Below are 19,359 nucleotides of genomic sequence, written 5' to 3'. Positions count from 1 at the left end.
GGCGGCACCTGCACGACCATCGACCCGTGGACGCGACCGACGAGATCGGCGTCCGCCTGGACCGTCTGCCGCATCCGCTCCCAGGATCCGTCCGCCGATCCTCGGCGATGCCGTTCGTACACCGTTTCCGGGATCCGCGGCGTTCCGGCCGGCCACGCCGCCGAACTCCGGTCCGGCCCCGGAACAGGATGCCGTTCATCACCGTGCGGTGGTCACTCCACCGGCCTCCCGGCCACCCGACGGCAGCAGGTGCGGCTCCGGGAAGCGGCCACTCGCGATCCGTCGGGTCCCCCGAGGCATGACCGGACCAGCGAACGATCAATCAGAAGGTCACATGATCCGCCGGGCAGCACCTAGCCCCGCCCTGCGAGCGTGTTCAGGACGTCCGCAACCGGAGTGGGATCCAGAGGGCCCACGTGTGACGCCCCGGGGAAATCGTGCACGCGGAAGCAGTTGCCGGGTGTGGACGCGTCGGCTTCCGCGATCATTCTGTCCTGGAGCGCGGTGGCGATCGTACGGTCCCTGCCGAAACGCAGGTACGTGCGGGGAACGCGTCCCCAGGTGCCGGGCCGGCCGACCGCTCGGCCCGCATAGGCGGCGACGGGCTCGTCCGTCTGCATGCCGGCCAGGATCCGGCGGAAGTCGGCGTCGGGATAGTCCGCGCAGATCATCTCCTTCAGGAGGGCCAACTCACCGCTGACACCCGTACGGAAGTTCAGCCGTAACACCCCGAGCCGGTCCGGGTCACCCACCGTCAGTTCCACCGGGCTGACGGCGTTCGCGTTCTCGGGTGCCGCCGTGCAGGCGTCCGCCGTGGGCAGGGCGCGGCTGGGACAGAAGGCCGCCATGTAGCAGATGTGGTGAAGCAGGTGCGGGACGGCGTCGCCGACACGGCTGACCGACACTCCTCCCAGGCTGTGCCCGACCAGTACCACCGGGCCGTTCCGTGCGGCCTGCCGCACGATGCCCGTGACGCGCGCCTCGTAGTCGGCCAGCTCGAGGCCCTTGAGCGGAGAGGGCTCGACCGCCATCGCTGTGAGATCCTGCCGCTGGTACGACTCCGCCACGAAAGCCTCCGCGCCGTGCCGCGGCTGGTCCACCATGACGGCGCGGTGGCCGCGCAGCACCAGTTCCCGCGCGATCGGCGTCCAGAACGCGCCGGCGCTGTGGGTACCGTGCACCAGCACGTAAGTGACGAGACCGCGACGCGGGTCCGCCGCGGCCGGCGAGGCTCCGAGCCCGGTGGCCAGCGCCATGCCTCCCATCGCGAGTCCCAGCCCGCGCAGCGCCGTCCGCCGGGTGGCGCCTTCTCGTTCTTCGTTCGTGTCATCCGTCATGAAGGCAACGCTATGAAGGGCCCGTCCGCCCCACCAGCGGTCCAGCGCCCCCACCGGGGTGGTCCCAGAGACACCCTGCCGTGCGGCTCGCAGGGTCCGACCCGAGTGCCGTGAGCGACCGGACGGCGGCTCCCAGGACAGCCCTCAGCAGCCTTCAGATGTCGCGGGCCGGGCGGAACTGGTGGTGAGGCAGCGGGAACCGGTCCCACAGGATCTCCGAGCGGATGTCCCCGGTGAGGACGGCGGCGAGGAAGCGGGTCACCGTCATGTCGTAGCGTTCCCAGTCCTCCCCCGACGCACTGTTGATCATGATGGTGCGGGAGTCCGGGTCGTCGTCAGCCCTCACCAGCCAGTAGAGGTACTCACCGTTGTCCGTGGTCGCCCAGCAGACCAGGCGGTTGCCCGCGGTTTCCATCTCTTCCGGCTTGTCCTCGTACTGCCACAACGAGGCGTTGGCTTCCTCCCGTTCCGCGGTGATCTTGAGGAGGTCGTAGACGTCGTTGGGGCAGTCCGGCTCCAGCAGCAGGAGGTAGCCGTCGATGAAGCCGGCACCGTAGGTCTCGATGAGCTCCTTGTAGTCCGCGGGCAGGGCTGTGCGCAGAGCGGCCTCAGCGGCGGTCCAGTCCGGAGCAGAGGACGTGTTCTGCGGGGGGGTGAGCAGTTCCGTGAGCCGGGTCAGGTCAGGAGTCATGGGAGGGGTCCTTTCATCACCGCTTGCGGTTCCAGATGGTGAAGATGTTGGTTCCCCCACCGTCACTGCCGTGCGGGTGCATCTGGAATCCGTTGTTGCCGTGAGCCTCGATGGTCACGCCGAGTGGAATCTTCGCATGGTCGTCAGCGTAGATGGCTCTGACGCTGTACTGGATGATCTCGCCGTTCCGTACGGCGTTGCGCACCTGGAGTTCGACCTGCCGCATGACAGGTGAGTTGGCGTAGCTGTGCATGGTCACGAAGTTGCGGCGGTCCTTGTTGGAGCCTCCGATCATGGCTGCCAGCAGATGGGCGCGGTTGTATCCCTGACCTGACTGCCAGCCGGCCGGGTCGACCTGGGGGTTGGTCTTGCCCCCGAGCATGTCGCGGGTGATGGTGGCGTGCATGGAGGTGGCCCGGTCGTGCGGGCCGAGTGGGCCGTACTGCACTCGGTCGCCCCAGCTGACGTCGTTCTCGTCGCAGGGAGTGAGGCCCAGCGGGTCGCTGAACGAGTGCGGGTTGTCGACGTAGGCGACGGGGTTGGAGGCCGGCTGCAGACCGAGCGGGTCCGGGGTGAGGTAGCGGGCTGACTCGGGGTCGTAGTGGCGGAAGTAGTTGTAGTGCAGGCCTGTTTCGGGGTCGTAGTACTGCCCTGGGAACCGCAAGGGGGTGTAGGCCGAGGCGTCCTTGTTCCAGGTGGTGGTGCCCCAGACAGTGGCGCGGGTGCGCCAGGCCACCGTGCCCGCCTCGTCCACCAGCTCGGTGGGCGTGCCGATCTGGTCGGTGACGATGGCGAAGAAGCGTTGATCGACGACGTCCTGGGGTGCGGCGGCGAGTGCCTTGGATTCGGTCTGTGCGACCGGTGTGCGGCCTTCGTGGTCCCAGGTGAGTGTCAGCAGTTCCGCGGAGTCACGGCTGTGGACGGTCTGCTCGCACAGCGTGGCGCCGTCCCAGGTGAAGGTGGTGCGCTCGAGGACGGTGACGCCGTCGGCGGCCATGCGCAGTTTCGTCGTGCGTCGGCCGAGGGCGTCGTAGGTGTAGCGCCAGCGGGTGCCGTCCGGGGTGGTGACGGCGGTCAGTTGGTCGTCGGTGTTCCACTCGTAGCGCCAGGTGTCCGGCTTGCGTGACAGACGGGTCTTCTGGCGCAGCACGATGCGGCCGAGCGCGTCGTGTTCGTAGCGGATGTGACCGGCGCGGTTGATCCGGGTGCCCGTGTAGTCGCGGGGGCCGGTGGCGTCCTGTCCGGCGTGGCGAGCGGGCCAGGACGCTGTCGTCTGGTTCCCCATGGTGTCGTAGGCGTACGACTCGCTCCAGTCGGCGGCGTGCACGGCGGTGACCCGTCCTGCGGCGTCGAGATCGAAGCGGCGGGGGCCGGCTTGGAGGTCGTCAACGGCGGTGAGATGGCCGTCGGCGCGGTGTGTGTACGTCCTGCGCTGGATGAGACGCTGGTCGGCGCCCGCCGTGACGGCTTGGCCGACGAGTCGGCCTGAGGGACTGTAGGTGCTGGTCAGCGTCGCGAATCCGGCTATGTGGCGGGTCACCTCCCGTCCTGCGTCGTCGTAGGTGAAGTCGATGGTGCGTCCGGCGACGGTCATCCGCGCTGTGTTGTCGTTCTGGCCGTGGGCCCAGGTGGTGGTCGTGCCTGCCGGGGTGGTGCGGCTGCGGCGTCGCCCGGCCCGGTCGTGGCTGAACCTGAGGGTGGCGCCGTCGACGGTCTGCGAGCTGAGTCGTCCTGTGCCGTCGTAGGTGAAGGCCAGTGCGTGGTTCCGGTTGACGGCGCGGGTCATCCGGGACGCTGCGTCGTAGTGGTATTCGGTGCGCTCGTCGTCGGTGCGCTTGAGGCTCAGCCGTCCGGCGGCGTCGAAGGCGTAGGTGACGGTTTCACCTGCGGCGTTCGTGCGGGAGACGGGTTGTCCGGCGGCGTCGTAGGCGTAGTGGGACGTGCGGCCGTCGAAGTCGGTCTCCGCGATGAGACGTCCGGCCTCGTCGTAGGTGTAGGTCCAGGTGAGACCCGCTGTGTTGGTGACGTGGGTGAGGCGTTGTTCGGTGTCGTGGCGGAAGGTGTGCGCGGCTCCGTCGGGCGAGACGCGGGAGGCCGGCAGGTCGAAGGGCCCGTAGGTGTGGCGGGTGACGCCGCCGAGGGGGTCGGTATGGCTGGTGCAGTTGCTCTCGCCGTCCCAGGTCCAGGACTCGGTGGTCCCGTCGGCTGCCGTGCGGCGCAGCAGTCGTCCTTCTGCGTCCCAGGAGGAGGTCGTGACGTTGCGGAGCGGGTCGACGATTTCGACGGCGCGGCCGAGGGCGTCGTAGCGGGCCTGGCTGATGGCGCCGTGTGCGTCGGTGACGCGGGTGGGCAGGCCGGCGGGGTCGGTCAGGATGCTGACGTGTGAGCCGAATGGGTCGGTGGCACTGGCCACCGCTCCGTTGGGGTGGTGGGTGAAGCGCAGTGTGCCGCCGTCCGCGGGTATGAGGGCGGTGCGGTTACCGCGTGCGTCGAACTCCTGTTGGACGCGGTTGCCGTCGGGGCCGGTGACCTCTACGGGCAGGTGGAGGTCGTTGTAGCCGATGCGGGTGGTGGCCCCGTCGGGGGTGGTGACCCGGATCAGGTCGTCCGCCTCGTCGTACTCCCAGTGGGTGCTGCGGCCGAGCGGGTCGGTCCGGGCGAGCAGGCGGTCATGACGGTCCCAGCGCTGGGTCGTGGTGTTGCCCAGCTCGTCGGTGATCGAGGTGATCTGACCGAGTCGGTTGGCTCGGTAGACCGATGAGTTGCCGAGGGAGTCCGTGTAGGTGGCGGTGGTGGTGCCGTCGGTGTCCGGGCCCGTGTAGGTGAGGCGGGCGTCGAGTATCCCGTCGGTGCCCTGGGTGGTGACGACGCGGTGCCGGGCGTCGTAGGTGTAGGAGTACGTGGTGCCGTTGCTGTCGCGCCAGCGGGTGATGCGGTGGGCTGCGTCGTAGCCCAGATGGAGGGGAGCGTCGACGGCGTTGCGTATCTCGGTGAGATCTCCGGCGCCGTCGTAGCGGAACGTCCGCAGGCGTGTCGGCCCCTCGTCGGTGAGCACCGACAGCGCGGTGACCCGTCCCTGTTCGGCGTCCGAGATGACGTGGACGCGGTAGCCGCCGTTGTGGGTGACGGTGAACGGGACGTCGTGCTCGTCGCGTTCCACGGTGACGGCGTTGCCGTTGCGGTCTTCGAGGCAGACGAGCCACCACACGCCGTCCTGGGTGGATGCGGGCTCGAAGTGCCGGGTCAGTCCGCTGTGCGGGTCCTGCACGGTCAGGACGTAGCTGCTCGCGCGCGTCACATAGGTGAGCGGCAGCCTCGGCCCCTCGGCGGGGTCCACCCGGTCACCGGGCAGGTCGGGCAGGCGCGGGTAGGCCAGAGCGGAGCCGTCCTCCCGGTGCCACCAGAGTCCGCCCAACGACTCGTCCTGCTCGAGACGTTCGTCGAGTGTGGCGGCCCACGACGGGCCGAAGGAGCGGCCTTCCGCATAGCCGGACAAGTGGGTGCGACGCAGAACCAGCGGCAGCACCCCGGGCAGTGCGACGTCGGTCTGGGTGAGGATCATCTGCCCTGTGGCCATGTCGATCGGGTCGCCGCACGTGAACTTGTTCTTCATCACGCGGGCCCTTTGGGCCAGTTGGGCAGATGCGAGTTTCATCCTGTCCCGCAGGCGGTCGCCGCGGCCGTCTTCCGGGCCCGGGCGGTCTCCCCCGCCCTTGCCGTCCCCGTGTTTGCCGCCGTTGATGGCATTGACCCGGTCCCGTACGCCGTGGTCCTTCGCCTTGTGGAGCCGGGAAGCGCGCTTGACCCGCTCGGGCAGGGTCTCCGTGACGTGCTTGGCGATCTTCTCGAGGGCCTTTTCGGAGCCCTTGAGCGCGCCGTGCAGGACGCTGTCGAAGGTCTGCGTGAACGGATCACGTCCCTTGCTGCGGCCGAACGCTCCCCTGGCCCGCCTCAGCGGATCGGAGGCGGCCAGGTGCAGCTCACGTCCGTGGCCGGAGACCTTGCCGGCTCCGTCCTCGAACTCGATGTGGTCGATCCTGGTGGTCCCTCCGGAACCTGCCGGGCCACCTGCCGAGGCGAGCTGCATTCCGCCATGCCCGCCGCCCTTGCCGCCGTGCCCCGCGCCGCCGTCCGCGGGCGGCATGGAAAAGGCGCCGTCGACCAGGTCGAGCACCATGTCCTCGACCATCGACTCCAGCTTGGCGTTGACCGGCTCCGTCAGCTTGGCGATCACCTCGTCGACGATGCGGTCCACCGCCTCGTCGACGATGCGCTTGACCGCCTGCCGCATGGCCGCGATCTCGGCCGCGCCGAGCACGGCGGACAGACCGCCGGTGACCCAGGCGAGCCCGATGGACAGCCCCACCGAACCGGCCATCACCGCCAGTTCGGCCTCTGCCTTCGTCTTCATCCAGAAGATGATTTCCGCGAGCGCGTCGCAGGCGTCCGCGAACAGCCTCGCGAGTTCCGGCAGCTTCTCCAGGTGGCCGGCCTTCACCTGGCTCCAGTGCTTCTCCATCGCGTCGACGGCCCAGCCTTCGGAGGAGGACAGGATCCGGGAGAAGGCCTTGTGGGCGTCCGCGCCACGACCCTCGAACTTGTCCGCGAACTCCCGCATGGCATCGGCCATGTCGCGGTAGTCGTCCTCGTCGACGTTCGGGAAATTGATCCCGATGAAGTCCAGTACCTCGTCCAGCCAACCCGGTATCGTGTAGCCCATCCCCGTTTTCCTCCCCCGTCGCTCAGCGTCGCACGTGCACGTCCACTGCACGCGGTGCAGGTGAGCACCCTAGTAGGTGGCAGTGACGCCGGTCGACGAGCGTCACACGGGCCGTGCGAGGTGTGCAGCGTGGGCAGCGGGTGCCGCAGCACACAGGGGGAAGACGCCACCGGCGGCCGCGGCGGCCGATGACTGTGCCCACGTGGGAAGACCTGGTCACGGTGGGCCGGGCGGCGCCCGGACCCGCCTCTCACGCGGCGGCGACCGGCCGGCCAACGCCGCCCTCCACCGCATCGCCCTCGTCCGCGTGTCCGGCGATCCCCCGCGAAAGCGTTGCCCGGCGGACCGCCGCCGGCCGGACCGAGAAGGAGATCATCCGGCTGTCGAAGCGGGCCATCGCCCGGGAGACGTTCCGCTGTCCGACCACCGCGGCCGCCGTCCTCGGCGTCGCCGGCCTGCGGCCCTGCGCCATACCGAGAACATCGCCCTCACCGCTGCCGCCCGCCGCTTCGGAGTCCGGCCGGCCGCCGTCTCCAGCCGCGAACGCGGAATCCGCCGCGACGGCGCCCTCGCCCATGCGCGCCGGGCCGGCTCAACGCCGCTTCACCAAGCGCGACGTCGTACGACGTCAATGAGCATCCGGAAGGCGACGACCGGTCACTTCGCTACGGCCGAACGCACCGCGGCCGGCCGGGCGGCTGTCCGGTGGCGTCTTCACCGAGGTGCTGCCCGCTCCCACCGCGGCGCCGGAGACGAGGGGCGTCAGGCCTTGGTCGTGCCGGTCATCCCGTCGAGGAGGAGTCGCAGGATCTGCTGGAGTTCCCCGGCCAGTGACTCGGTCGCCCCCGGGGAGCGGTTGGCCCAGCGGTAGAGAGCGCCGAGATAGACATCGCGCAGGACGTTCCCGACGACGCTGGGCGACACCCCGGGGTTCAGCTCACCCCGGCGCACACCGCTGTCGACGATCCTGGCGAACACGTCCGCGACGTAGGGCTCCTCCAGTATCGGCCGGCCCGCCTTCACCCAGGCGGTGAGCATGGCGGTGGTGAGCTGCGGTTCCTCCAGGTTGATACGGGCCAGCACCGCCATGCACTGCTGGAGCCGCGCCTCCGAGCCGGACGTCGGCACGGAGTCCTCGTCGAGTCCGGTCACCAGCGCGGCGCGCCTCCTCTCCCCCCATGCGGTGATGATGTCTTCCTTGCGCTGGAAGTAGTTGAAGAAGGTGCCACGCGCGACGTCGGCCCGTTCCGCGATCTCGTCGATGGAGGTGCTGTCGTACCCCTTCTCCACGAAGAGCTCGATCGCGGACAGGTAGAGACGTTCTCTGACCCGTTGCTTGTTACGTTCCCGGCGGCCGACCGGCGGCGGCGTCGTTGTCGCGCGCGCGTCCATTCCGTCCCTCCTGTTCGTGCCTGGTCCCCTCGGACTCACCGAGCCCGAACGGCATACCCGGAGGAGGAAGCGACGTCCGGTCGGCCCCCTCCGGGCAGCAGTGTGCATGGCGAACTTTTTTTATACCACAGTTCATTTTTGCCGCTCCCTCGTCGCAGATCAACGATGGAGCGTCGTTCGTTCGCGAGCCGGGACGGAAGGCGCGCGCTTCCGCGCCGTGCGGGCTACGGTTGCTTCCCCTGCCGGGTCAGGTCCTCGCACAGGTCCGCGATGCTCTCGGCGCCCAGGAGACGTCCGGCGGTGATCTCCGCGCCGTGGCTGCGCCGCAGGTGCAGCCGCAGCCGGCTGGCCATGAGCGAGTCGAGTCCGAGGTCCCGCAGGGACAGCCGCTCGTCGATGTCCGATGCCCGCATGCCCAGCAGGGCCGCGGAGTGCGCGACGAGCGCCTCGGCGGCCCCCTCCCGACGTGGACGGCCGGGGGAGGGCGCGGACGGGACGGGACGGCCCTGACCCGAGGCGGCGAGCACGCCCGCCGGCCTCTGTCCGGCGGCGTGCTGCGGCGTGCGGGCATGCGGCGTGCTCGCAGCACCGTCGAACGCCGCCGTCACCTTCCCGGCCAGACGGGTGAGCGGCGCCGCGCCCCGCCGGGTGAGGGCCGACACGAAGGAGCGCGCGTGGGCCAGCGGGAGGGCCGCGGGGAGCAGGAGCGTGCGCACCTGTGCCAGGGACGGCGCGGGGGGCGGCGCCGGCGTGAGACGCCGCAGACGGATGCCCGAGAACCGTGCCAGCACGCGGTGGTCGGGGGCGATGAGGACGACGTCGGCCGTGAGAAAGGCGCCACCGTCCTCGGCCCGCACGGTGCTCAGGCTCCAGAACTCGGGTTCCGGTTCCCCGTGGAGGCGGACCGCGTCGAAGGACACGGGGACGTGGGCGGCGTCGTCCAGGCCGGACAGGGCTCCGGGTCGCGCCGCCAGGATCGTCTGCAGCCCCGCCTCCCAGCCGACGCGCGGGAGGGACTTCGCCGGCCGCACGAGGGCCACGGCTTCCCCGTCGCGCCGCCACACGTGCTGTGCCCCGCGGAACGGTTCGGCGACGTCGTGTCCGTGACGTTGTGCCAGCAGGAGGAAGTCCCGCGCTCCCATGTGGTCCCGGCACCGTGCGAGCGCGGCGTCGAGGGCGTCAGGGGCCAGGGCGTCGGCGTCGTCGGCGTCCGCCCTGACCACCCGCCCCGAGGCGCACAGCACAGGGTCCGCGGCCCCTACCGAGGCCCGTACGGTCACGGAGCCGGCCGCGTGCCCGTTGTGCGGGTCCGCCCCCACGGAGACGTGCAGCACCGTGTCACCGGCGGCGTCGACGGGCAGGAACTCACCACCGAGGTGTACCTCCCTGAGTTCCAACGGCGCGCCGGAATCGGCCTGTTGCGCCGTTTCCAGCATCGCCGCCAGGTAGGCGACGGGCGGCACGGCCGAGACGCCGTGGACGGCCACGCCGTCGCCCCAGTCAGCGGTCGCGCCCCATGCCGCCAGGTCGATTCGCCGTACGTGGAGGGCGTCGGGAAGGGGAGGCGTCGCGGGACCGGCCGGTTCGTGGCGGTACTGCACGGCGTCCCACGCGTAGGTGGGCAGGGAGGGCACGTGCCGGGGGCCGTCGCCGTACCACCGCCGCCAGTCCAGGCATCCGCCGTGGGCGAAGAGCCGTCCGGCCGCCCGGGCGAGTTCGGTGGGCTCGTCGCACCCGCGGTGCGTCGAGGCCACCACGGAGGCGTCGACGTCGGCCGCGGTGAGGGTGTCGTCCATGGCGGCGAGGAGAACCGGGTGGGGGCCGACCTCCAGGAAGACGGCGTTCGTCTCGTGGGCCGTCTTGCGCAGGGTGTCGGCGAACCGCACGGGGCGGCGCAGGTTGTCGGCCCAGTAGTCGGCGGTCAGTCCCGGGCTCTCGCCCTCGTGGCCGTCCACCGTGGAGACCATGCGGGTCCTCGCGGGCAGGGGCGAGAGTCCGGCCAGTTCCCGTGACAGGTCCTCACACACCGCGTCCATCTGCGGCGAGTGGGAGGCCACGTTGACCGTCACGCGGCGGCACAGTACGCCGTCCCGCTCCAGTTCGGTGCCCAGCGCGGTGAGTGCGACGGGCTCTCCCGCGAGCACGGTGACGGTGGGTGCGTTCTCGGCGGCCACGCACACCGTGTCTCCGTAGGGCTCGGCGCGTCGGCGGGCCCGGTCCGCCGGAAGCTCGACGACGAGCATGGCGCCCTGTCCCGCCGTGCGCTGCATCAGCCGGCTGCGCCGGCAGATCACCGCCGCCGCGTCCTCCAGCGTCAGGGCGCCCGAGACGTGCGCGGCCGCGACCTCTCCCATGCTGTGCCCCATGCACCGGTCCGGCCGCACGCCGCGGTCACGCCAGGTGGCGGCGAGGGCCACCTGCACGGACCACAGGACGGGCTGGACGACGTCGACGTCCGTGGGCAGCTCGGCGCCGGATGTCAGCCGGTCCACGACCGACCAGCCGAGTTCCTCGCGCACGGCCCGGTCACACGCGTCGAGCGCCGACCGGAAGGACGGCGTGGAGCGGTACAGCGCCCGGCCCATGCCCGCCCACTGCGCGCCCTGCCCGGAGAAGACGAAGACGGTGGGCCGGTCGCCCGCCGGGCCCGCGTCCGCCGTCCCCCCGTCGGGGATCGTCTCGCCGTCGGCGAGGGCGCGCAGCCGCCGTGACAGGCAGTCGTGGTCGTCCCCCACCACCCACAGGCGGTGGCGGTGCGTGTCACGGCCCAGGGCCGCCGCCGCGCAGATGTCGCGCAGACGGTGCCTGCGCCCGTCCCCGCCGGGGGCGAGGTAGGCCGCGTAGTCCGCGGCGAGGCGGCGCAGGGATCCTGCGGTTCGCGCGCTGAGGACCAGGAGGTGGGTTCCGGTGTCCGTGTCCGTGTCGGTGGCGTCGGCGGCGGTGGCGTCGGCTGCGACAGTTGTGTCGGCCGGTTCGGCGACGACGGCCGGGCCTGCGCCCGGTGCGCGGCCGTGGGCGCCGGAGGCCGGGCGGGCGCAGGGTGCGGTGACGTGGGCGCCGACGACCACGTGGGCGTTGGTCCCGGACAGGCCGAAGCTGCTGACACCGAGCAGGGCGCGGGGACCGGAAGGGCGCAGTGTCTGGTTGCGGGTCACCACACGCACCGGGAAGTCGGGCTGGGCGAGCAGGGGGTGGGGTTCGTCGAGGTGCAGCGATGCCGGGATGACCCCGTGCCGGAGGATCAGCACCGACTTGATCAGTCCGGCGATGCCGGCCGCGGCTTCGGCGTGCCCGATGTTGCTCTTGACCGATCCGGTCAGCAACGGCCTCCCGCTCGCCCCCTGGCCCGCCGCCTCGGCGAGCGCCCTGAGCTCCACTTCGTCCCCGACGCGGGTTCCGGTGCCGTGGGCTTCGACGTAGTCGAGTTCCGACGGTTTGACGCCCGCGCCGGCGCAGGCCTCGCGCACCATGTCGGCCTGGCCCTCCACGGACGGGCGCAGGAGCAGTCCGCTTCCGGTGCCGTCGTTGGTGACCGCGCTGCCGAGCAGGAGCGCGAGCACCGGGTCGCCGTCCCGCAGGGCGTCGTCGAGTCGCTTGAGCACCACCGCGCCCACGCCTTCGCTGCGGACGAACCCGTCGGCGCGGGCGTCGCCGAACCGGCACCGGCCCGCGGGCGAGAGCATGCCTCCCTGGGAGTAGGCGATGGCGTCGTGCGGGGACAGGATGAGATTGACGCCGGCGGCTATGCACAGGTCGCTGTCGCCGGTGAGCAGACTCTGCCGTGCGGCGTGCACGGCGACCAGCGAGGAGGAGCAGGCCGTGTCGAGTACGACGCTCGGTCCCCGCAGGTCGAGGGCGTAGGAGACCCGGCCGGCCGTGACGGCGCGCAGCCGGCTGCCGACCATGCTGTGCACGTCGGGCTCGCCGGTGCGGGGGGCCGTGTCCGCGTACTCGGAGGTCGCCTGCCCGACGAACACGCCGCCCCGGCTGCCCGCGAGGCGGGACGGGCGTATCCCGGCCGACTCCAGGGCTTCCCACACGACGTGCAGCAGGAGGCGCTGCTGCGGGTCCATGACGCGCGCCTCGGCGGGCGAGATACCGAAGAACGCCGCGTCGAATCCGAAGGGGTCGGTGAGGAAGCCGCCGTGCCGGGAGACGGTCCGGCCGGGGGTCATCGGGGAGGCGTCGTGGCAGCGCTCGACGTCGAAGCGGTCGCGCGGGACCGGGGTCACGGTGTCGGTGTTGGCCGTGAGGACCTCCCACAGACCGTCGGGGTTCTCGATGCCCGGTAACCGGCATCCCATGCCGACTATCGCGAGGGGCGTCGGCGTCGACAGCTCAGTACGCATGTGACTCCAAGCTTTGCAGGCGCGTCAGACGATCCATCAGGGCGAGATCCAAAAAATACACTCCAGGCCATTAATGGCCTGCGATGCCCTGCAACTCGCCCGGTAAACGCCTCTCAAACCCGAGACAAAACGGGCATTTAATGCATTCGGCCGTCAAGAGGGCAGGTAAAAAGATGTACTTGCGTTCATAAGTGCTCTCGTGTTTATCCTTTTCCACCGTTGCCGCAGCAGGTGAGGGGGAGACATGGATGCCGACCGGATCGTTCCGCAGATGGATGACGAGGAACTGGCTGCCTACCGGTTCCTGATCACCCACGGCGGGGCCCGGCCAGAGAGAGTGGCGAGCAGCCTGGGATGGGGTACGGGCCGGACCGAGCGCGTGCTGTCCCGGCTGAGCCGGATGAAGCTGGCACGGGCCCGGGAGGAGGACCGCAGCGACTGGACCGCGGTCCACCCCGACATGGTCGCACTCCACTACGCGAAGCCTCTTTCGGGCGTCATCGACGCCTGGCAGGCCCAACTGGAGCGGCTGCGCGCCCAACTCGACACGCTCAGCGGCCTCTCCACTCCCGAAGAGGGGGAAGGCGCCGCCCCCGTGGTCACCGTCGAGGGCACGCCCGACATCCGCGACGCCCTCGAGGTCGCCGCGGGACGCTGCTGCGAGGAGGTCCTGGCCGTGCAGCCACTGAGCCGGGGAATCCCCGCTCTCGCCCGGGACGTGGTGTGCCGGGACGGGTACGCGACGGCACCGACGGTCGGTGTGCGGGTGCTCCTCCCCCACCTGTCCCGGTACGACGCGGAAGTGCGCGACTGCACCGAGCGGATCTTCGCGTCAGGGGGCGAGGTGCGCACCACCGCCGCGGCCCTGCCGCCGCTGTTGGTGTTCGACCGTTCCGTGGCCTTCCTCTTCGACGCCGAGGACACGGACCGGGCTCACATGATCCAGCACAAGGCCCTGGTGGGGTTCATCGTGCACATGGTGGTGAGCGCCTGGGCGAGCAGTGCCGTCTTCCAGCGGACGGGCGGCAACCACCGGATTCCGGAGTGCCTGACCCAGGAGACGAAGACGGCGATCGTCCGGCTGCTCGCCGCCGGCTACAAGGACGAGGTGGTGGCCAGACGACTGGGCATCGGGGTGCGCACGTGCCGGAAGTACATCGCTGAGCTGTTCGGTGAACTGGGTGCCGAGAGCCGGTTCCAGGCCGGCTGGATGGTGCGCGACCAGATGCTCCTGGCCGGCTCGGGCGAGGCGGAGCCCGTCACCGCCCGGGTGAACTGAGCGGGCGGGCCGCGTCCCTCGGCCGCTGCCGGCGGTCGGACAACGGCCTTCCGGCCTGGCCCGGACCACAGCGTCCGCGCCAGGCCGGAAGGCCGTTCGCCGCGAGGTACGTCCACCTCCCGCGCAGCCCGACGGCAGGCGGTGCCCCGCCCACGGCTGCGGCAGATGACGCCCCCGTGCGGATCGGGCGGCACCCGCTGCCCGGAGCGCCGGCGCGAGGGGGCGCCCGGCCTGCCGAGGGGGGCGGGCTGCCTGCCGGGGGGAGGCGGGCTGTCCGCACGTCCACGGCGCCTGCACGCCGGCGGGCGCCCGCCCACGGTGTACCGGCCGCCGACGGATCGCCGACTCGTGCACCGGCCGGCGTTCACCCGGAGGACACTCCCCGTCGTTCGGGCTCCGCATCGGGAGGACGGTCCCGCGGCACACCGTCCGCGCGGGCCCCGGCGCCCGGGCGGCCGCCGGGGCGCCCCTCCTGCCTGCGGACCGGGTCAGCGCGCGAGTATCGCGTGGAGGGCTTCCGTCAGCTCGCCCTCCGGATCATCCGTCGCCCCCGTGCCGCGCCAGGCCACCACGGCGTCGGGCCGGACCAGCACCGCACCCGACGGACCGACACCGTAGCGGTCGCACCAGGTGCCGTCGCGATCGGCGAGGTGCTCGCCGATCCGGTAGGCGTCCAGGCCGACCCCGAGCGTGCCGGCGGCCTTCTCGGCGGCGACGACCCAGTCACCGGCCTCATGGCCCGCCAGCAGAACGAACCCGCGTCCGAACAGGTCGTGTGTGGACAGCTCCCGTGTGCCGTCGGTCAGGACGACGTGCGGGGCCCGGCCGCCGGGACGCCCGGTGGGATGCCACGGGTCCTCCTGCAGACTGCCGTCGTCCCCGGCCTCCGTGCGGACGGCCGCGGAGTGGTACCGGAAGCCCAGGTACTCCTTGGGCATGGGAATGGGAGCGTTGGGATCGGCCGGGTTGTAACTGGCGGGCACGCGGCCCTCGGAGATCTTCGCCAGCTCGACCTCGCGCTTCAAGGTGATGGTGACGACGGGGCGGCGCTCGGTCTCGTACGTGTCCAGCAGACCGGGTCCGGCCTGCCCGGTGAGCACCAGTGCCAGTCGCCAGGAAAGGTCGTAGGCGTCCTGGATGGCGAGGTTGCCGCCCTGTCCTCCGTTGGGCGGGCAGGCGTGCGCGGCGTCGCCGGCCAGGAACACCCGGCCCTCTCGGAACCGTTCGGCCAGTTTGTGGTTGATGGGGAAGAAGCGGGCGTTGACGAAGGTGACGTCGATGTCGGGGTCGCCGATGGCCCTGCGGATCCGCTCCAGGCAACGCTCCTCGGTGAAGTCCTCGGGGGTCTCACCCCGTTCGGGGAAGTAGTCGACCCACAGGGTGTGCCGCTCGGAGCCGTCCAGGATGAAGCTGGAGCCGCTGCCGGGCATCCCGATGACCTCGACCGCCCCCTTCTTCACGTACCGCGTCAGGTCGGCCTCGAAGGTGACGATGTACATGTGTCCGATCGTCCCGCCGCCTTCGACGGCGATGCCGAGCATGTCCCGCACCTGACTCGTGTTGCCGTCGGCCGCCACCAGGTAGTCCGCCTCGACCGTGTAGACGCGACCCGTGGACACGTCACGGAGCGTCGCGGTGACCTTCTCGTCGTCCTGGGCGAGGGCGACCATCTCGGTACCGTGGCGCAGTTCCGCGCCGGCCTGCCGGGCGCAGGACCGCAGGATCTCCTCGACCCGGGCCTGTGAGATCCAGGCGAGCGGCGGCACCGCCGACAGCCGGCGCGGGTCGGGCTGCCCGTCCTCCGGGTCCAGGAAGCGCCGTTCGGGATCGGCCAGGCACGTCCCGTGGCTGATGCGGGGCCATTGCGCCTCCCCCACGGCTGCTTCGAGGCGCCGGCGCACACCGGGCAGGGTGTGCAGCAGTTCCTGCGAGCGGGTGTTCAGGCCCCACGCCTTCGGCAGTGTGGAGCCGCCCGGACGCCGCTCCACGAGGAGCGGGCGCACACCTCGTGCGGCAAGACTCAGGGCGGTGGTGAGCCCGGTGTAGGCACCACCGACGACAAGGACGGGAACTCGCTGGACTGACATGCGATATGCCTCCGTTGACTGCTGCGTGCGTGCGGGCGAGGACGGGGACCGGTCCTTGAGGAGGGCCGGACATGGCCCGGCCGGACCGGACGGGTGCGGCCCGGCGACGAGGCGAACGGCGCGGGCCCGGGTCCGGGAGCGCACCTCGCGAGGCGGGCCGGGCTCCAGCGCCGACGCGGGGGGATGCGCTCGGGCGGGAACATGGCGGGAAGGGTCTTCCGGCGAACCGCCCTGCATGAGACCGGCGTTCGGGTGAGCAGCTGTCGCATCGTCGACGCCGCGGGCGATTCCCGTGCCGCGTGTGTTGCGGGCGCCTCGTGTGCCGCGTGTGCCGTGGGTCAGGGTGTGCCGAGTGTGGCGATGTCGATGACGTACCGGTAACGGGCGCGGGGCAGGTTCTGCCAGGCGTCGGCGACCCGGGCCGCCGGGATCCGCTCGATCTCCGCGGCGATGCCGTGCCGCGCGCAGAAGTCGAGCATCTCCTGCGTCTCGCGGACGCCGCCTATGGAAGAGCCCACGATGCCGCGGCGGGCGCTGAGGAGCGAGAACGTGTTGTACGAGGCGACCGGGTCGGCCGGGGCTCCGACGTTGACGAGCGTACCCCCGAGGCCCAGCAGTCCGAGCAGGACATCGAGGTCGAGGGAAGCCGGCACCGTGTTGAGGAGCAGGTCGAAACGACCGCCGAGAGCCGCGACTTGGCCGCTGTCTCGTGTGTCGACGAACCGCGCGGCGCCGAACGCCAGGGCGTCGTCCTTCTTCTCGGGTGACCGGCCCAGCAGCGTGACCTCGGCGCCCATGACCGCGGCGATCTTCACGCCGAGGTGCCCGAGGCCGCCCATGCCGAGGACGCCGACCCTCGTGCCCGGGCCCGTCCCCAGCCGGCGCAGGGGTGAGTAGACGGTGACGCCCGCGCACAGCAGCGGCGCCGCGCTGTCCAGTGGGAGCGTGTCGGGGACGGCCAGGACGAAACGCTCCGCGACCACGATCGAGCTGCTGTAGCCGCCCTGCGTCACCGACCCGTCGTGGTCGCGAGCCGAGTACGTGGCGACGAACCCCTCGACGCAGTACTGCTCCTCGCCGGACGCGCAAGGGCCGCATGTGCCGCAGGAGCCGACCATGCAGCCCACGCCCACCCGGTCCCCCGGCGCGAAGGCGGTGACCGCGGCACCGACCTCCGACACGACTCCGGTGATCTCGTGTCCGGGCACGAGGGGGAAGAGCGTGCGTCCCCAGTCGTCGTGGCCGAAGTGCACATCGGTGTGGCAGACGCCGCAGAACGCGATGTCGATCCGGACGTCGTCGGGGCGCAGCGGGCGCCGTTCGACAGCGGTCAGCGTGAACGGTGCTCCTTTGGCGGGCAGACACAGAGCGGTGGCGGTGGGCATGGTGATCCCTGTTTCCCTCGGGTGGAAGTGGAAGGGGCTACGGGCAGCCCTGGGGTCAGTGCCGGGACGTCCCGGACGAGCTGGTGACGTCGCGAGTACGCACGACAAGCAGCTTGCCTTCCGGGCCGGACCGTCCGCCATCGCCGCCGGGTGCAGCAAGCTGTGGTGCAGTTTGCTGCACACCCGGGCTTCGGGCGGGGTGGCACTAACATGTACGGCGGCGCGTCGCGAAGCCGCCCCTCGTGCGGGAACGCGCGCCGGTGACACGGCCTTTGTGCGGCCGCGGCGGCCTGACCGGCGGCAGCGCGGCCGGGCCGGCTTCCTCCTCACCTCCGCGGCCGTGCTGTCGTCCGCACCCGGCAGTGCCGTGCCCGAGGGGCTTCGCGTCCCGTCGCGGGGCGACGTGTCCGCGCGTCCCGCGCCGTTACGGCCGACAAGACGAAGGAGCACCGTTGAGCAGGTTGCGTTGGCTGACCGCGGGTGAGTCCCACGGTCCCGCACTCGTCGCGACGCTGGAGGGCCTTCCCGCCGGTGTGCCGATCACCACGGAGATGGTGGCGGACCACCTGGCGCGGCGGCGGCTCGGCCACGGCCGTGGTGCGCGGATGGGGTTCGAGCAGGACGAGGTGACCTTCCTGGGCGGTGTCCGCCACGGGCTGACGCTCGGTTCGCCGGTCGCGGTCATGGTGGGGAACACCGAGTGGCCGAAGTGGGAGAAGGTCATGGCGGCCGACCCGGTGGACCCGGCGGAGCTGGCCGAGTCGGCGCGTAACGCGCCGTTGACCCGGCCGCGTCCGGGCCATGCCGACCTGGCGGGAATGCAGAAGTACGGCTTCGACGAGGCCCGGCCGGTCCTGGAGCGTGCCTCGGCCCGGGAGACGGCGGCGCGGGTGGCGCTGGGCGCGGTGGCCCGGTCGTACCTGAAGGAGACGGCCGGGATCGAGATCGTCAGCCACGTCACCGAGCTGTGCTCGGTGAGGGCGCCGAAGGGCGTGTACCCGACGCCGGCCGACATCGGGAAGCTGGACGCGGATCCGCTGCGCTGCCTGGATGCGGACACGTCGAAGGCGATGGTCGCGGAGGTCGACCGGGCGCACAGGGACGGGGACACGCTCGGTGGTGTGGTCGAGGTGCTGGCGTACGGGGTGCCGGTCGGTCTGGGTTCGCATGTGCACTGGGACCGGCGGCTGGACGCCCGGCTGGCGGGTGCGCTCATGGGGATCCAGGCGATCAAGGGCGTCGAGGTCGGTGACGGGTTCGAGATGGCGCGGGTGCCGGGTTCGCAGGCGCACGACGAGATCGTGAACACGCCGGAGGGGATCAGGCGGGTTTCGGGCCGTGCGGGTGGCACGGAGGGTGGTCTGTCCACCGGCGAGCTGCTGCGGGTGCGGGCGGCGATGAAGCCGATCGCGACCGTGCCGCGCGCGCTGCGGACCGTGGACGTGACGACGGGTGAGGCCGCCCAGGCCCATCACCAGCGCTCCGACGTGTCCGCGGTTCCCGCGGCGGGAATCGTGGCGGAGGCCATGGTGGCGCTGGTGCTGGCGGACGCGGTGGCGGAGAAGTTCGGGGGCGACAGCGTCGCCGAGACCCGCCGCAACGTGCGCTCCTGCCTCGACCACCTCGTGATCCGTTGACCACGTGCCTGCCATCGGGGCGGTCCGGCGGGTCGGGCCCGGTCCGGCCGGTGCACCGGGTCCGGTCGGTGCAACCGGTCCGGCCGGTCGGACCGGTCGGCGCCGGCACGTCCACCGTCGGCCGGCTGCCGGCCCGACGCAGCGGCGCGGGCTGACGGGATGCCGACGGGCGGCACCGACACCGGGAAGCATGACCCTGTCACCGCCGGGCGTCTCGTGGCGGGAGCCTGACCCCGGTACGCCGCCGGGCGTCCCGTGACGGGAGCCTGACCCCGGTACGCCGCCGGGCGTCCCGTGACGGGAGCCTGACCCCGGTACGCCGCCGGGCCGCCCGGTTCTGCAGACGAGCCTCCCCGGCCCGCCGCACGGCGTCGTCGGCACCCACCCGGCCGCCGGACCGTGCGGCGAGCCGCGGGCGGCCGGCGCCGGAGACGTGGCGCCGGCCGCCCGAGAGGCGCGTGAGCGGCGGTGCGACCGCGTGC

The 19,359-nt window shown here is 71.6% G+C and carries 10 protein-coding genes and 1 pseudogene; 2 read left to right on the top strand and 9 right to left on the bottom strand.

Annotation, left to right across the window (positions count from 1 at the left end; all coding sequences use genetic code 11):
* Nucleotides 1–14: 14 nt before the first annotated feature.
* The 7 genes and pseudogenes from AB0N63_RS34870 to AB0N63_RS34840 all read right to left on the bottom strand — a co-directional run.
* Nucleotides 15–241, bottom strand: a pseudogene (locus AB0N63_RS34870) (transposase); the annotation flags it as partial.
* Nucleotides 242–353: 112 nt separating this feature from the next.
* Nucleotides 354–1,265 (bottom strand): alpha/beta hydrolase, encoded by a 912-nt coding sequence (locus tag AB0N63_RS34865; protein WP_365535794.1) that lies wholly within the window; start codon nucleotides 1,263–1,265, stop codon nucleotides 354–356.
* 226 nt (nucleotides 1,266–1,491) lie between these two features.
* Nucleotides 1,492–2,028 (bottom strand): SMI1/KNR4 family protein, encoded by a 537-nt coding sequence (locus tag AB0N63_RS34860; RefSeq protein WP_365535765.1) that lies wholly within the window; start codon nucleotides 2,026–2,028, stop codon nucleotides 1,492–1,494.
* A gap of 16 nt (nucleotides 2,029–2,044) precedes the next feature.
* Nucleotides 2,045–6,748, bottom strand: a complete 4,704-nt coding sequence (locus tag AB0N63_RS34855) for a DUF6531 domain-containing protein (protein ID WP_365535763.1) — start codon at nucleotides 6,746–6,748, stop codon at nucleotides 2,045–2,047.
* A 250-nt stretch (nucleotides 6,749–6,998) separates the two neighbouring features.
* Nucleotides 6,999–7,325 (bottom strand): hypothetical protein, encoded by a 327-nt coding sequence (locus AB0N63_RS34850; protein ID WP_365535761.1) that lies wholly within the window; start codon nucleotides 7,323–7,325, stop codon nucleotides 6,999–7,001.
* A gap of 185 nt (nucleotides 7,326–7,510) precedes the next feature.
* Nucleotides 7,511–8,140, bottom strand: a complete 630-nt coding sequence (locus AB0N63_RS34845) for a TetR/AcrR family transcriptional regulator (RefSeq protein ID WP_365535759.1) — start codon at nucleotides 8,138–8,140, stop codon at nucleotides 7,511–7,513.
* Between the two features lie 224 nt (nucleotides 8,141–8,364).
* Nucleotides 8,365–12,489, bottom strand: a complete 4,125-nt coding sequence (locus AB0N63_RS34840) for an acyltransferase domain-containing protein (RefSeq protein WP_365535757.1) — start codon at nucleotides 12,487–12,489, stop codon at nucleotides 8,365–8,367.
* A gap of 244 nt (nucleotides 12,490–12,733) precedes the next feature.
* Between AB0N63_RS34840 and AB0N63_RS34835 the strand changes: the two genes are divergently transcribed.
* Complete coding sequence (locus AB0N63_RS34835; protein ID WP_365535756.1) at nucleotides 12,734–13,768, top strand: hypothetical protein; 1,035 nt, start codon at nucleotides 12,734–12,736, stop codon at nucleotides 13,766–13,768.
* Nucleotides 13,769–14,256: 488 nt separating this feature from the next.
* Here the strand turns inward: AB0N63_RS34835 and AB0N63_RS34830 are convergent, their stop codons facing one another.
* Nucleotides 14,257–15,855 carry an FAD-dependent oxidoreductase gene (locus AB0N63_RS34830; protein WP_365535753.1) on the bottom strand — a complete coding sequence of 533 codons (1,599 nt, stop codon included), beginning with the start codon at nucleotides 15,853–15,855 and terminating at the stop codon, nucleotides 14,257–14,259.
* Nucleotides 15,856–16,193: 338 nt separating this feature from the next.
* The gene (locus AB0N63_RS34825) at nucleotides 16,194–17,240 is read right to left on the bottom strand and encodes an NAD(P)-dependent alcohol dehydrogenase (RefSeq protein WP_365535750.1); all 1,047 of its coding nucleotides are present in this window, start codon (nucleotides 17,238–17,240) and stop codon (nucleotides 16,194–16,196) included.
* A gap of 452 nt (nucleotides 17,241–17,692) precedes the next feature.
* Between AB0N63_RS34825 and aroC the strand changes: the two genes are divergently transcribed.
* Nucleotides 17,693–18,877, top strand: a complete 1,185-nt coding sequence (gene aroC / locus AB0N63_RS34820) for a chorismate synthase (protein ID WP_365535748.1) — start codon at nucleotides 17,693–17,695, stop codon at nucleotides 18,875–18,877.
* Nucleotides 18,878–19,359 lie beyond the last annotated feature (482 nt).

The sequence above is a fragment of the Streptomyces sp. NPDC093260 genome, from assembly GCF_040683715.1.
GTDB lineage: Bacteria > Actinomycetota > Actinomycetes > Streptomycetales > Streptomycetaceae > Streptomyces > Streptomyces sennicomposti.
The sequence above is the reverse complement of the archived record's forward strand: the minus strand, read 5'-3'. Positions and strand labels throughout refer to the sequence as shown.